This window comes from Gottfriedia acidiceleris (genome assembly GCF_050457485.1).
Taxonomy (GTDB): Bacteria; Bacillota; Bacilli; order Bacillales; family Bacillaceae_G; genus Gottfriedia; species Gottfriedia acidiceleris_D.
Genome location: NZ_JBCMJM010000003.1, coordinates 189,504 through 205,688 on the forward strand (window position 1 = coordinate 189,504; position 16,185 = coordinate 205,688).

A 16,185-nucleotide genomic window follows, 5' to 3' on the forward strand; every position below is an offset into this window, starting at 1 on the left:
TTTTTTTACAAAAAAATAAAATTTTTTAACATTCTTATCAATTATTGCCATTTAATGTCAGTAATTATCAAAATTTAATGAATTTTCTATTTTATCAAAAAATATTTTTCTGTAAAAATGATATTTATTCAGAATAATTTACATGAATTTACCTTTCTTTGCGAAACGACTTCATTAATATAAATAAAGCGCAGACTTATATGGTTACTATGTAAACTAAAAAAACCTATGCGTTTTTTTTAGTTTACATATGGAGTATCAACCATTCTATTAGAATCGTAGTGTTGAATGTACTATTTGCATGGTTTAAGGCTACCTTAGTAAATTTTAGTGTTAGTTGTACTTTGTTAAAACAAAGAAACCTTTTTACATTTCCTTCAATGAAAAAGACTCCGATATAATATCGGAGCCTTTTAAATCAAAAATTATATTTATTTTTCTATTATTTAATGCTTAATGCACTCTTAATAGTCTCTAAAGTTTGTGATTTATATTTCTTTAATGGTGTTGGCGCATAGTTGATTGTTGGATTTTGCATTAAGTAGTTTTCCTCTACAAATGCCATATCTTTTTCATCTACTACACCATCAAAGTTAATATCCGCATCACGTTTATTTGTTCCCCAGAAAGTTTGTAAATAAAGCGCATCCTTTACGTCGATGACATCGTCTTTGTTAACATCTCCAGCGTTTGTTGGATTCATTTTAAATAGGTATAGGTTTTGATATGTCACTTTTCCATCTTCATGGAATCCAATTGTAAAGTCTTTGTGGACTGTAAAATGTCCAGGTACATTAAATTCAAGCTCGTAGTGATCGTCTGTTAATGGTAAATTTGGTACTTTATAACCTGTACCACTAACTACTCCTTCATAAACGTTTCCATTTTCACTTGTTGCTTTTACTTTAACTCCAGCTTTTGCATAATCAACCCCACCAAGTGGACCACCATCTGGAGCTAAGAATGCTTCTGAAAGATTAGCACCACGAAGTAAAGAAGTAGTTGGTTCCATATAGATGCTAGGATTTCCAGATACAACACTATTTGTTGTATTATTACTATCTGTTACTGAAGTACTTAAATACGCTGGCCATATTGCCGCAGTTGCAGTATAGACATTGCTCATTTTAAACGCTACATCAGCAAGTCTTAAATCACCTGATAATGGTGTAACTCCATCTTTTGTTGTGATCGTTACTGTAGTTTTATATTGAGTAACTCCTGGAATAGCCGGATTGTCTGTCACAGTCATATTTACTTTATCAGCTATACTTGGATTTAGTGTAATATTCATTGATGCTACATCCGCATTGTGATTAAAATTATAAACGACTGTTTTAACATCCTTAGCTTTATTTAACATTAACGTCGCATGAGCTGTTTCGCCCATTTTTGTCAAACGTTTATCAGGATTCATGTAACCGTATGTTGCATCATCACGCGTAACAAAAATATCTCTGCCTTCTTTAAATGTTTTATTTGATGCCACGTCAATCGCATAGAATACTAGTTCCATCGCTCTTGTTGAAACTGTCGGAATCGTTGCTGTAAATGTACCGTCAGGATTTACAGGTACTGCTGTTGCTCTACCACCTAAATAATCTTGATAATAAACTTTTGTACTTCCCTGATTAACGTTCATGCCAAGCTTTTGCATTTCTTCTGTATCTTTATCATAAACTGAACCAGTGATCGTCACGCTATTTTGACCGTTTTTATATTCAACAACATCTGGACTATTAATTGTCACTTTTGGTGCCGTGTTATCAAAATAAACAGGTGCTTCTTGTGAGAATGTTTTCCCTGCATCATTTGTACCGATAAATTTCAGCTTGTAGTATCCCGGCTTCGCTAAATCAGGGTTATACGCGAATGGTTTTTCCTCATCTCCAGTAGGTTTGTAATATAAACCTTTAAAAACTTGACTAACTGAATATGGTATATTTTCATTCATTCCTAGTCCATCAAATGATCCAACATAACCTAATTCTTTTCCTGTTGTTCCGTCTTCAAGTACCACATCAAATGTACGCATATGTGATTTAATACTTATATTCGCGCTTGTATAAATTAACTGTCCAGCATAAGCAGAATCGAATACTTGAGTAAATGCTGGTGGATTCATTGTTACTGGATTCATTCCTTCTTCGACTGTTTTAATCGCGAAAGGAACTTGGAATGTTTCGTCTGCATTATCATGATTTGTATACGTTACAAATCCTTCGTAGATTCCTAGTTTTGCTGATTTTGGAACAGTAATTGCGACAGTTGATTTCTTTTTCGAATTTGCACCAACTTTAATCGACTTGTCTGTTACAATTTGTACACCATTATCGTCAGCATCTAATGAACCTCGACGATCTTTTTGGAACGTTACTTTCACATCATATGTTTTTGCTTGATTACTATTGTTATAGATATTCAGAGAGCGTTGATCACTTAAGTTTTGTCCAGCTGGAGCGAATACACCAAATGCAAGCGCACCTGTTAAGTCTTTAACTGTAGTAAGATTACCCTTTTTATCTAATGCTCCCTTTGTTTCATCCACTACTTCAATTCTCGTTTTTGAATGAATCGCTTCATAAGGATCGACTTGTCCAGCTCCTGATTCAAATACGCTATAGTCACCATTTAATGGATCTGCCGTGTTCATTAACGTTTCTTTAATTTCAGCAGGTGTTACGTTTGGATTTGCTTGTTTTAATAATGCTGCAACACCGGCTACGTTTGGTGTAGCCATTGAAGTACCCGATAAATTATCATAAGCATATTGATATTTACCAATTTGATCTGCACCATGCATATATGATGGAACTGTTGAGAAGACAGAAACACCTGGTGCTGTTACTTCAGGCTTAATATCATAAGTGATACGCGCAGGTCCTCTCGAACTGAATGAAGCTAATTTTCCACCAGCATCAGTAATTTGTCCTATTTCATCAAATGAGAATGTTGATCCTGTACCAAGTTTCGACACAAGCGCTGCACCTTGTTCATACGACATTGAGAAAGTAGGGATAAAGCCATAACTTCCGCCTAAGTATGATGGAATAAAGCCTTCACCTGGTACATTATCAATCATAATAACTGCTGCTGCACCATGTTTTTGAGCAACTGTAATTTTATCTGCAAGTGCAGTTACACCTCGGTATACAATTGCAATTTTGCCAGTTACATCAATATTTTTATAATCACTATCTGCACCATAACTCGGTACTAAAACAACTGGTAAATTTTTACCTTTTAAACTATCGACATTATCACTAAAGCCTTTGCCTAATAATTTTAAATCTGCAGCGACATCAGACGTTCCATGTAATGTTCCTTTTGACGTCGCAACCACAGTTTTCGTATCATTCGCACCAACTGTAATCGCAAGTGCAGCTGCTCCTGGTGCACCTAATGTATACATTCCATTTCCGGCATTACCAGCAGCTACAACTGCCGTTACACCAGAAAGGACAGCGTTATTAACCGCCATACTTTCTACATTTTGAGGATTATTCGTACTAGCACCAAGTGATAAGTTGATCACATCCATGCCGTCAGCTACGGACTTATCAATCCCTGCTAATACATTAGCAGTTGTACCAGAACCATAATTTCCTAATACTTTATAAACATATAAATTGGCTTCTGGAGCAACACCTGTTACAGCGTAATCGATATTATTTTTGCCACGACCCGCAATTATGCCTGATACATGCGTTCCATGTTCTGTGTAAAAAGTTGATCCTGTTAAAGGATCTTTTTCTGCATATGGTGATTTTTTCCAATCATCATACGTTGTTTCCATTGGATCTGCATCATTATTAACAAAGTCCCAACCTTTTACAGAACTCGGATCAATTGTTTTTGGATCGACACCAGGCTGTGCACGATACCCTTTATAAGCATCTGTTAAGTCTGGGTGATTATAATCAATCCCTGTATCGATAACCCCTACTTTAACGCCTTTTCCAGTAAAGCCTTCTGCGTGTAATTTACTAACGCCTGGGAACACTTCTGTTTCCATTTTCGTAGTAGAACCTTGCGCAGCTGGATCAGCCTCAGTCGCTTTTGGTGGCTCAACTTGAACGACATCATTTTGCCAAACAGCTTTAACAGCCTTCGATTGTAATAACGACTTCACTTTATTGGCTGGTAGATCAATCGCCACACCATTTAACGTATTTTTATACGTACGTTTAATTTTATAAAAATTCTCATTTGTTTTTAAATCATCTTTATAAATTGTTTGTAAATCACTTTTAAATGTATCTTGAGCATCATCTGCTTTTTGTTTAGCCTCATCAAGAGATAAACTATTGCCTTTCGCAGCTTCTTCAATCACAGCTACTTTTGCAGGCTTGTCTTTCAATTCAACAATGACTGATAAATTTTTAGAGCTCTGTAAATCCACTGAAGAAGGTAACTGTAATCCTTCTTGACTAGTAACCTCTAGTTTTTGTAAAGCTTGACGTTGCTCAGACGTAAGCTTTGAAAGTACTTCTTCAATTGAAGATTGTGCTGCAGCCTTTACAATTGGCTGATGATGTTGTACTGGAAAAGTGTTAAATAAAACACCAGTACTTAATGCTAAAACTGCCGTACTTTTGATAATACGATTCATTCCTTTTCCCCCTAATTGCAATATTCTTACAATTTTGATTATACGGAAAATTTACAGTTTCAACATTTTGACAAAATTTATCAATTCCCCAATATTCTTCGATAAGAACAGACAATTTTCAACACTTGTGAAAGAGGAATATTGTTAAAAAACAAAAAAGTTACCGAAGTAGTGGTAACATTAAGTACGAGAAACTTTTTAAGCAAACCGAAATATAGTGCGTGTAGTAGAGTTTTCCAATATTATACTGACTGATTATGACAATTTATTTAAACACCTTATTAAAAAATACTCCCTTAAGTCATCGGATCAATAATGATACCAAGAATATTCGACACAAAATTGCAATTGACCTAAAAGGTGCAGAACTTTCTAGATATGCGTATTTCTTGTAGTGATTACATTTATATTTCATTATTTTTTTCAAATCGTCTATTAAAAAAAGAAAAGGCAGCGGCCAAATGGCTTGCTGCCTTACTTTAAAATGAGCTCTGCCACGCACTCAACATGCGCAGTATGCATTTGACAATAAATGAGATGTTGTTGGGTTACATTTATTTATTTATTTATTTATTAAAAATTATCAAATTAAGCTACTTGCGCTACTACTTATACTTTTAGTATGTGAAACGCTTGATTGTTACTTTTAGGGTCTCTGCTTGGCAACCACTTTACTTTCTAAAACAGCACCTTTTAACGACCTTGAATGCAAATTATACTTTGTATTCCAACAAGTAAGGACAATATTGAAACATGTAAAAGAACAGCTCCTAAACTTAAATGTGAAAAAATTAATAGATAACCACTTAAACCTTGCATGATAATAAATAAGAAATTAATTTGACTGAAGCGATAAATGTCTAGTCGAACATGACGATATTTTTTCGAAAGAACCATTTGAATGAAGAAAAGTATTACTAAGCCGAATGCCAAAGATCGATGAATTACGTCGATCCAATAAGCATTTCCTACGATTGAAAAGTGTTCAGTTGGAATTGGAAAGCCTCGGAAAGCTCCACCAGATCCGGTTTTTGCGACATATCCTCCGAAATAAATAGCTACATATAAAAATAAAAAAGTAAACCAAGAAAAAACTGAGAAACTTGTAGGCAACTTTTTCAAATCTCTCATTTTCTTTTCTTCTCGATAAATACCATAAGCAATATTCACTAAAGCTGAAAAAGAAATAAGAGCAATACCAAGATGCGCTGCAAGAATAAGGTGCGAAAGCTTAACCATAACAGTCAAGGCACCTAGAGTAGATTCTCCCAGTATTCCTAAAATTGCTAATAAAGCAAGCCATTTCATTTTACGAGATTTATATTTTTTCAAAGCGATCGCTGAAACTACGAATAATAATATACTCGCTACACCAACAACTACTCGGTGGGTATATTCGATGACCGAATGATAATCTGAAAAATCCGGAAGAATACTTCCATTACAAAGTGGAAATCCACTTCCACACCCCATTGCAGAATTAGTCATTGTATCAATAAATCCAATAATATTTACTAAAAAAAGGAACGAAGCAGCTATAATTGTAAGCCTAAAAAACTTCATGACAACACCCCATTACAAGATTCCAATTACCATAGTAGAAAACATTCCTAAAATATAAATTAGGGAATAAATAAACGTTTTTTTTGCCCAGATAAAATGATGGTCATCCTCTTTCCACATTTTATAAGTACAATAAAGAAAATAACTATTTATGATAACATCAAAAATAAGGTAAAAATAATTAAATTTTCCACTTATAAATAAAAACACGGTACAAATGAATAAGAGAATCGTATAAATAAGGCTTTGAATTTTGGTTGAACGAGCTCCTTTTATGACAGGCATCATCGGGATCCCAGCCTTCGTATACTCATTATTCTTATATAAGGCAAGCGCCCAAGTATGTGGAGGCGTCCAAAGGAAAATAACCATAAACATCAACCATGCTGTAATATTTAGACTTCCTGTAACTGATGCCCATCCTATTAAAATAGGAAAAGCACCTGCTCCCCCGCCAATAACGATATTTTGAGGAGTTCTACGTTTTAACCACATAGTATAAATCAGTGCATAATACAAATACCCAGCAGCATTAAGAAACGCAGTAATGGGATTCAAAAATAGAAAAGCAATCAAAACGGATAAAACACCAAGTAGGATTCCAAACAATAAAACAGGAAGAGGATTTATTAATCCTGCAGGTATAGGTCGTTTCATCGTCCGTTCCATAATAGCGTCAATGTCCCGATCATACCACATGTTAATAGCTGCTGAGCCTCCAGCAGAAAGTGAAGCACTTAGAAGCATGAAAAAAAGAACAGATATAGATGGGACTCCTCTTTGTGCTACCAAGGCAGCACAAAGTGAAGTGAAAATAAGCATAATTAAAATTTTTGGTTTTGTTACAATAATTAATGCAGACATTGTTTTGGTCCACTTATGGAATTGAGAGGCTGATTCCTGACGTATTTGATTAACTGACACAATCCCTCGCTCCTTTTTGATTAATATTAAACGCTCAGTGAAGTAATTACCTCGCTGAGCGTTTAAACATTTTATTGTTCTATTGAACTTGAGAATTAAAAGTCATAATCCAAATTGAACCAATAATAATCGTTAACACGAAGACACTCCCTAAAATTAATGCCATGACATTGTATCGTGGCTTTTCTCCATCTCGAATGTGCATGAAAAAATATAGTTGAACCAAAAATTGTAAAGTAGCAGTAAATAAAATAACAACTACACTAGTAGTTTTAGAAATCATATGTTGTAAGACAAGCACAAGAGGGATGATTGTTAACACAACTGAAAAAATAAAACCAATTACATAAGCTTTAGACGAGTTAACATGTTCATGACTTGACATTTACATCACCCCCATTAAATAAACAACTGAAAAGATAAAGATCCAAACAGCATCTAAAAAGTGCCAATAAAGGCTGACCATTGTAATTTTTCGTTTCGTAACTGGCGTAATCCCTTTACGAGAAAGTTGAATCACTAATCCTACCATCCAAAATAAACCTACTAATACGTGAAGTCCGTGTGTACCAACAAGCGAAAAAAATGAAGTAAGAAAGGCACTTGTAGAAATAGATGCTCCTTCATGAACCATATGTGTAAACTCATTGATTTCTAACCCTACGAATATAGAACCTAGAATTGCAGTGACAATCAACCAATTAATTAATCCTTTTTTGTTTCCTTTATTCAACTCTAATACAGCTAATCCACTTGTAAATGAACTAGTTAATAGAATAAAAGTTTCAATGATAAAACCTGGGATATCAAAATCCTTCGCTGTAAATCCACCATTCGTGTGGGTATGCAAAACTGCATATGCAGCAAAAAATGTAGCAAACAATAGACAGTCGGTTACAAGAAAAAACCAGAAACCTAAAAGCTTTAACCCTTCCTGGTCAACATGACCATGATCGTGGTCAGAAACATGAGCAGAAACATGTTGCATGTTAAAAACCTCCTAATTTGCAGTTCTATGAACAAAAGTTTTATTCCTTAAAGCCATTTCAGTTCGCTCGATTTCTTCGACCGAAATATAATAATCTGTATCATATTGGAAGGAACGAGCAAATAATGCTACGACAACACCAATCAACCCTACAAATCCCATCCAGTACCATTCAAAAGTAAAACCAAATCCAGCAATAAAGAAGAAAACTGACAAGATAAAAGGAATTCCAGAATTCTTCGGCATATGAATGGGTTCGTATTTCACTGGAGATGGCTTATACATACCGTTTTCCATCGCTTGTTTTTGGTACCACCAAGCATCACGACCACTTACCTCTGGCAATATAGCAAAATTGTATACTGGCGCAGGTGATGGAATTGACCATTCCAATGTACGTCCGTTCCATGCATCACCTGTAACATCTTGTTCTCCGTGCTTAATGCTATAAAGGATTTGCCAAGCTTGGAATAAGAAACCAATACCCATTAAGAATCCGCCAATAGTTGAAATGTAGTTAAGTGGAGCCCACCCCATGTCCCAACCATTCACTTGGCTATACGTATAAATTCGACGTTGCATTCCCATAAAGCCAAGAGCGTATTGCGGCATAAAGCAAACATAAAAACCAATTTGCCATAACCAAAATGCCCATTTACCTAAACGTTCATTTAACTTAAATCCGAAAATTTTTGGGAACCAATAATAGATTCCTGCGAGATAACCAAACACTACACCACCAATTAGAGTTTGGTGAAAGTGAGCAATTAGGAAGTAACTATTATGATATTGATAATCGGCAGGAGCTGCTGCTAGCATGACACCTGTTGCACCTCCAACAAGAAAAGTTGGAATAAATGCATAAAACCATAGCATTGGTTGTGTCAACGTAATGCGACCACGAGACATTGTAAGTAACCAGTTAAATATTTTAACACCTGTTGGAATCGCAATAACCATCGTTGCAATCGCAAAAAATATATTTACATTGGCGCCTGCACCCATTGTAAAGAAGTGATGGGCCCAAGTAAAATAAGATACAACACTAATAATCATCATTGAAAATACCATTGAACCATAACCAAAGACACGTTTTTTAGAGAATGTTGCTACAACCTCAGAAAAAACTCCAAAAGATGGCAGTAAAACAATATAAACTTCAGGGTGCCCCCACATCCAAATCAAATTAATATACATCATTGGGTTACCACCTGCGTCCATTGTAAAGAAGTGACCACCCAGTAAACGGTCAATCGTTAACATAGCTAGCGTTACTGTAAGAATTGGGAATACGCCTAAAATCGTAATCGATGAAGCTAAAACTGACCAAGAAAAAAGTGGCATATCCTTTAAACGCATAGTAGGGGTACGCATTTTTAAGATCGTTACGATAAAGTTAATTCCGGTAGCTAACGTTCCGATCCCTGATAACTGAATACCCCAAATCCAAAAGTTTTGACCAGGTCCTGGACTAAACATATTTTCAGATAATGGTGGATAAGATAGCCAGCCAGCACTTGCTGAACCACCAATGACAAACGAAATATTAAATAACATAGCACCTACGAAAAATAACCAGAAGCTTAGGGCATTTAAAAACGGGAAAGCAACGTCCCTCGCCCCAATTTGCAATGGAACCACGATGTTAAATAATGCAAACATGAGTGGCATTGCCATAAATAAAATCATAATCGTTCCATGAGTCGTAAAAATTTCATTATAATGTTGAGAAGTTAGAAAGTGACTATTTGGAACTGCTGTTTGAAGACGCATTAATAAAGCATCTGCTCCGCCTCGAAGGAGCATAAGTAATGAAGATAGAAGATACATAATTCCAATTTTTTTATGATCGACAGTGGTAATCCATTCTCTCCAAAGCCATTTCCATTTTTTTAAATAGGTGAGAGAAAATACGATCCCAATGATCGTTAAGATAATTGAAACATCTGCACCATAAATCATCGGATCGCCAGTGACAAAAAAATGTGAGTTATCCATAGAAATATTGCCTCCTGTTTTATTTTTTAGTTCCCATATCCATTCCTGGCATATCATCCATACCTGATGACGTCTTACCATCACCCATATGGTTCATATGATGGTAATAGATTCCACCGTTTTTATTAACAATGTTTTCGAATAGATTCTTTGGATAAGATGAAAAACTTAACTCTTTTACTACTGTGCTTTGCTTAGCTAAATTTTTATATCCATCATTCGTTAGGCTAGGAGAGCTTTTCTTAATCCCCTCAGCCCATTTATCATAATCAGCTTGAGTTACAGACTTGACTCTAAATTGCATGTGAGCAAATCCCTTACCTGTAAAGTTGGCACCGGTTCCAAAATATTCACCTGTTTTATCCGCTTGAAGCCACAATCCCATCGACATACCAGGCATTGTATATTCTTGTCCTCCTAGCTCTGGTACCCAGAAAGAGTTCATAGGAGCATCAGAAGTTAGAATAAACTGAATTGGTACACCTGCAGGAATCTCTGCATAATTGACCGTTGCAATTTTTTTATCGGGATAAGTAAACAACCACTTCCAATCTAGTGATGTTACTTGAACTACTACTGGTTTTACATCCTTTACTGGTGGCTTAGTTAATGCCAAAGTTGTTTTAGCAGTGAATACACCTAGAATCGCGACCACTACAATTGGTATGCCCCACCAAATCGTCTCTAGTACTCTACTATGTGCCCATTCAGGCTGATATGGAGCTTTGTTCCCTTCTTTATCCCGATACTTAACTGCAATATAAATAAAAATACCTAAAACTGGAATAACAACGATAACGCATAAAATTGCCGTAAGAATGATTAAACGTAATTCTTCATGTGCGACAGGTCCTTTTGGATTAAGAACAATAAACTGACTTTTATCGCATCCAGTCAATAGAACCATCCCTAATAATGTTAAAAATGACAACTTAGCAGTTTTGATCCATTTAAACAAATTAATTTCCCCTTCCCCTTCATTTCAATTTTTTCGGAACGACTGCATGTACCAGTAACTAAATATGTAAGTACTTAGCAATAAAAATATAGCATGCAAAAGAAGTATTTTAAATACATCTTTATGTCAAAAATATGTCTGAAAAATGGCAGATTTGTGACCGAAATATGATAAAATTGTTACTGAAATATGACAATTTACGATTGAATTTGTAATTCAAAACTTAAATAAAAAGAAGATTCAATATTACGATTTATTTGTTGAGAAGAAAATTTCAAAAATGAAGAAGAATTAATAGGTAAGGTTTTGGAAGAGCTGTTACGGGTAATGTTAGATCATTTAAAAATTTGATATGGAGGGAAATAACAAAATGGGTTTACGAGAATCCTTTAATACCTTGAATAAAATATTATTGGAAATTTTCAGTAGAACTTGAACCGAAATTAGGAGAACACGTACCACTAGTAAAACCAGCAAATGAATTAGCAGAAAAATTTTTAGCGCTCCTTTATTATAAGTAAAAAAGGCAACTCCAAATGGGTTAGTTGCCTTTCTTTAAAACAAGCTCTGCCACGCACTCAACATGTGTTGAGTGTAATTGACAACACAATAGATGTTGGTGGGTTTATCAACATTCTTAAGACCATTTTATCACATAAAACCCTTATTCAACTAACGCATTAGTTAGTTGCATAAGAAGCTTATAAATAATATTGGTTAACAATGATAATCGTAGTAATTAATACGCCAATATATAGTAAGGAAGAGACAAATCCGATTTCTTTTCCGTTTCCAACTATTTTTCGAATTCCATCTTCAATCACTCTAATTAATATTATAAATATAAAAAAACAAATGATATCTGCTAAAAAATAAAAACTACCAAATAAATTACTAATCGGCGAAAGAATCTTCCCCCACTGATATTTAATGCTGAAAAAGATAAAAAGAATTGTTATTGTTATAAAAATTAACGAAGATGTGTCTCTTTTACTATAATCTTTTGTTAGCCATTCTTTGAAATATCTAAAGTAATTCAATTTAATCCCCCATAAATGTAAAACGGTGTTTGATTTAATAATAACAATATTCTTAATAATATTAATTGGTAAGTTTTTACATTCATTTTATCTCTGTTTCTTATTCAACTAATCTGCCAGTTAGTTACATAAGGAATAATAAAGATTACTTGCAATTCTCACTCCAATTTAATACTTCTGCTTCTAATACACTTACTTCTCCTAAGCTCAAAATGTGAGGAATAAATGGAAACATTCCAAACTTATTGCCTTTTTTATTTTCTTCCTCATAGTAATTTCGGGTATCGATTGGAAGCTTAGTTATTTCTTCATATTCCTCTATATCAATAAAATGAATATCTTCGCTATTTATTTTCGCAGCAGGTCCTTTATAGTTTTCTTTTCTATATAAATAAACCACATTTAGATTATTTACTAAGTTTTTAGTCGGGATCTTATAATACAGTAAATCCGTTTTTACTTTAACACCAACAGTTCTTAGAGCATCATAAACAAGATGTGGATGTATGGGCAAAAAATGAATGACCTCATTCCACAAACAATTCAATTTTGGTATTTCTTTTTCCAAAAGTTTTGGTCGTTCAGGGTGGTCATAATATTTTTTTGCATACTGATTATACAATTCTGAATCCAAAAGCTTTATTTTATTTAATGGTATAAGTGTTTCTCCACTCATCTTTTTTGGAACTATATGATAAACGTATTTAATAAAATCTCCCCCTTTTTCGTTTCATAATTCTGTTTTCATTTAGTTTAGTCCTTCTTATTGGACTATATTGCCAGCACAATAAAAAAAAAGACCGACTTAATAGCCGATCACGTTGTTGATCTAACGCACTGCGTTAGTTGCTTAAGTATTTATCTTTTTTAGGTATTGTATACGTTGTGTAATCATTTAATAGTTAATCGAATCTGCCGTTTTAACGAGGTCTTTAATCGTATAATTTGCATCAACATCTGGAGAGATGATTAGCATAATTTCACGATAATGCCCCTGTTTTTTCCAACGAATGATTTTTACTTTTTCTTCATCCTTGTCAATAATTACTTTTGTTCCATCTTTTAACTTTGTTGTTTTTTTTTGATTTTCACCAAAATCGTTATTTATTGGGTGAATAGTTGTAACGTACAATATAACACCTTTTCCGTCAGTATACTTAAAAGAGGTGTGGTCATACGTTTTTTGTCTTGGATCTGCTCCAACCTCAATTGATACGTTTTTTACATCAAATGGCAGTTTATCAGGTACAACTAATTCATTTTGAACATCTTTAGGAAGTTTTTCTACTTCTTCTTTTACAACAGGGTAATCCTCTTTTAGTTTGTTTAGTGTGCTATTCCCGTTTGTGCAAGCAGTTAATAAAAGAAGTGAGATTGCTACAATAATTTTTTTCATTTAGGCACCCTCCTCTTTTACTATATTTTACCAAATTATATTCAGTTTCCTTTATTTTTTGTCTTACTTCACAATTTTTCCTTAAGCAACTAAACTGCCATTTTGTTGAATAAAAAAAGCCGCATATAAGCAGCTCGTGTTCTTCAACTATTGCATCAGTTAATTGGATAAGCACTTTAAATTATTTTGTGATAGAATCGTTATTTATCGGAATTAAGGTCATTAAAATAATACCTATTACACTACCTAAAAAAGTTGAGATAGAGAAAGCTCCTAACCCCATCCCAGTCCAACCTCCTACTCCAAAGATGCTAAACACTACAATAATTACGCTGATAATAGAGATGAAGAATGAAACAACGTATAATCTTTTTTTATTTGTAAACAAGCCTAATACAAAAATAACTGCTGCAACTACTATTCCAATTAGTATAAATGGTAACATTTATTCACCTCCTCAGTAATTAAACTACTAATAACTTATTCTATTCGCCATTCAAAGTGTCCTTTTCTTATTGAACTAAACTGCCATATAGTTAAATAAAAAGTAATGAATAATACTATTCAGATATGTCCTTGCTTTGGTCGATACCACTTCGGAATAAATAGATAAGCTATAAATCCTACCACATTAAACAAAGCAAATACAATGATCCAGCCAGTGTTCAATCGTTTATGATGATACGCATTGATCGTTGCCCAAATCGTAAATAGAGTCCAATAGATAACTAATCCGGCTAATAAAACAAAGCCTGCAAAAGTACCAAAACTTCTGTGCTTCATTTCGACATACCAATCTTTATCTGCACTTCCAGAAGGATAAAAGTCGGGAACTAGCCATTTCGGAGCCCAGACGATTCTTTTATATTGATAGTCTGGTTTCACTAAGTTCAAAGAATCCCAATCCTCTCCCTGAGTTCTTACCTTCTTTGAACTATAAATGCTAATCTTAGAAATAAAGTCCGTACTTTCTACTAATTTTGCTATTTCTTTTTTCGATTCTGGAGAAACTTTATCCTTGTTGGCTAATTCATCTGCTATTTGTGTAGCGATTACTGACAGTTCGTGTGAATGTTGTTCTTCGTATTGCCAAACGAAACCAAAGATTGTTAAAAATATTAAAAGAAACGCTATGGAACAGTAAAGAACCCACTTGGCAAAAGTTTTTTGTGCTTGAAACAATTGACCAACTATTGAACGTATTTCTTCTTCCCCACCAAAACGCTCAATAGCAAGTTCAATGGCTTCTTGTTCGGACTTTCCTTCTGATTTCAATTCGTGAACAGCTTCTAATATATGACCTTTCATCTCTGCTTTCAATTCTTGGACTTCCTTCAGGTTTCCTCCAACATTTAGATAAACTGAATCGACAAATGCGTCAATTTGTTTCATTTTGAATCGCTCCCTTCTACAAATGAATCAATAATTCTTTTAACAAAGATCCATTCTGTACGTTTTAGTTCAAAATTCTCTTTCCCTAATTCTGTAAGACTATAATACTTTCGTCTCCCGCCAGGCCCTTGTTCATCTCCCCAGTAAGAAGAAATCCAATCAATTTTTTCTAAACGCTTTAATGAAAGATAAAGAGTACCTTCCTTCAATTCAAATTGTTCATCACTTTTTTCACGAACATACTTCGCCAATTCATATCCATACATTTCCTTCTTGTGTAATAGCGAAAGTATGATTGTATCAATGTGGCCTTTTAAAACCTCTTTGTTGATATCCAGTTTTCTCACCCCATAACCTTTATATTTTTTATTACTTTGTTATACAAGGTATTCAATAATATTAAATATTATCCTCCTAAAAAAAATCGACAAAGAAAAAAAAGAACGATTATCTACTAAATAATCGTTCTTAAAACATTTTTCTTATTAAACTAAACTGCCATTATGTTGAATAAGGGAATGAAAAAAGACCACAATTAGTGATCTTTACTTTTTCTTATTCAACTAAAGCACAGCTTTAGTTACATAAGGCTTTACTTAAACTAAATGTTTGACAAATAAAACTCTGTCTTGTTCTGGACCATCATAATTTGAATTTATAGATACACCATCAATTACTCTGTCTCCTTGTTCAATTTCAAATCCCATCTTGGTATGATAAGCAATTGAAACTTTATTGACAGGAGACGTTACACAACGGACAATACTACGTTCATTTTGCTTAACAACATTAAAAAAAGTATTGTATAAATGTTTTCCAATATTATGTTTTCTGTATTCGGGATGCACTCCTATAAAATGAATATACGATTCTTTCGAATGAGATTGAGAAAGAAACCCTATTAGAAAACCTACAATTCTTCCTTCCTTTTCGGCAATGAAACTTGTATTTGTAAAATGGTCGAAGAATAATTTTGGTAGCATATCAGACATTTGCCTTCCGCCCCACCACTCATTGATTAAAGGAGAAATTACATAGTAATCTGAACCTTTTACTGAACGAATTTTCATTTTTACCCCCAAATTATGTATAAATCTAATTAAACTAATTTTATCATTTTGATAAAAATTATGTTATTCTTTATCCAACTAACCTGCCATTTTGTTGAATAAAAAAATGAGCTGCTAGCAGCTCGTGTTCTTTAACTAATGCAAGCGTTAGTTAAAGTAAAATTCTTCACAAACATTTTTACGAAAGTTAAACAGGGAGTATAAAAAAAGAGAAGCTCATTTTTCTTGCTTCCCTCAACAAATT

Annotated in this window: 14 protein-coding genes; all 14 read right to left on the reverse strand. The window is 33.9% G+C overall.

Annotation, left to right across the window (positions count from 1 at the left end; genetic code table 11):
- Positions 1–442 precede the first annotated feature (442 nt).
- Positions 443–4,612 carry a S8 family serine peptidase gene (locus ABEY15_RS03585; protein ID WP_429888498.1) on the reverse strand — a complete coding sequence of 1,390 codons (4,170 nt, stop codon included), beginning with the start codon at positions 4,610–4,612 and terminating at the stop codon, positions 443–445.
- Between the two features lie 693 nt (positions 4,613–5,305).
- A complete protein-coding gene (locus ABEY15_RS03590; RefSeq protein ID WP_429888500.1) occupies positions 5,306–6,175 on the reverse strand; it encodes a COX15/CtaA family protein in 870 nt (289 codons plus the stop codon).
- A gap of 12 nt (positions 6,176–6,187) precedes the next feature.
- A complete protein-coding gene (locus ABEY15_RS03595; RefSeq protein ID WP_429888502.1) occupies positions 6,188–7,099 on the reverse strand; it encodes a heme o synthase in 912 nt (303 codons plus the stop codon).
- 79 nt (positions 7,100–7,178) lie between these two features.
- Positions 7,179–7,484: a cytochrome o ubiquinol oxidase subunit IV gene (gene cyoD / locus ABEY15_RS03600; protein WP_429888504.1), complete on the reverse strand. Its 306-nt coding sequence runs from the start codon at positions 7,482–7,484 to the stop codon at positions 7,179–7,181.
- The gene (cyoC, locus tag ABEY15_RS03605; RefSeq protein ID WP_429888506.1) at positions 7,485–8,087 is read right to left on the reverse strand and encodes a cytochrome o ubiquinol oxidase subunit III; all 603 of its coding nucleotides are present in this window, start codon (positions 8,085–8,087) and stop codon (positions 7,485–7,487) included.
- 12 nt (positions 8,088–8,099) lie between these two features.
- Positions 8,100–10,085 carry a cbb3-type cytochrome c oxidase subunit I gene (locus ABEY15_RS03610; RefSeq protein WP_429888507.1) on the reverse strand — a complete coding sequence of 662 codons (1,986 nt, stop codon included), beginning with the start codon at positions 10,083–10,085 and terminating at the stop codon, positions 8,100–8,102.
- A gap of 19 nt (positions 10,086–10,104) precedes the next feature.
- Positions 10,105–11,043, reverse strand: coding sequence for a ubiquinol oxidase subunit II (locus tag ABEY15_RS03615; protein ID WP_429888508.1), 939 nt, complete (start codon positions 11,041–11,043; stop codon positions 10,105–10,107).
- A 701-nt stretch (positions 11,044–11,744) separates the two neighbouring features.
- The gene (locus ABEY15_RS03620; RefSeq protein ID WP_429888509.1) at positions 11,745–12,083 is read right to left on the reverse strand and encodes a hypothetical protein; all 339 of its coding nucleotides are present in this window, start codon (positions 12,081–12,083) and stop codon (positions 11,745–11,747) included.
- Between the two features lie 145 nt (positions 12,084–12,228).
- Complete coding sequence (locus ABEY15_RS03625) at positions 12,229–12,597, reverse strand: hypothetical protein (RefSeq protein ID WP_429888511.1); 369 nt, start codon at positions 12,595–12,597, stop codon at positions 12,229–12,231.
- Positions 12,598–12,978: 381 nt separating this feature from the next.
- A complete protein-coding gene (locus ABEY15_RS03630; RefSeq protein WP_429888513.1) occupies positions 12,979–13,479 on the reverse strand; it encodes a hypothetical protein in 501 nt (166 codons plus the stop codon).
- Between the two features lie 181 nt (positions 13,480–13,660).
- Positions 13,661–13,924 (reverse strand): YesK family protein, encoded by a 264-nt coding sequence (locus tag ABEY15_RS03635; protein ID WP_429888515.1) that lies wholly within the window; start codon positions 13,922–13,924, stop codon positions 13,661–13,663.
- Positions 13,925–14,043: 119 nt separating this feature from the next.
- Complete coding sequence (locus ABEY15_RS03640; RefSeq protein WP_429888517.1) at positions 14,044–14,871, reverse strand: permease prefix domain 1-containing protein; 828 nt, start codon at positions 14,869–14,871, stop codon at positions 14,044–14,046.
- Positions 14,868–15,209 (reverse strand): PadR family transcriptional regulator, encoded by a 342-nt coding sequence (locus ABEY15_RS03645; protein WP_429888833.1) that lies wholly within the window; start codon positions 15,207–15,209, stop codon positions 14,868–14,870. Before ABEY15_RS03645 ends, ABEY15_RS03640 begins: the two co-directional genes overlap by 4 nt.
- Positions 15,210–15,467: 258 nt before the next feature.
- Positions 15,468–15,941, reverse strand: a complete 474-nt coding sequence (locus ABEY15_RS03650) for a GNAT family N-acetyltransferase (RefSeq protein WP_429888519.1) — start codon at positions 15,939–15,941, stop codon at positions 15,468–15,470.
- Positions 15,942–16,185 lie beyond the last annotated feature (244 nt).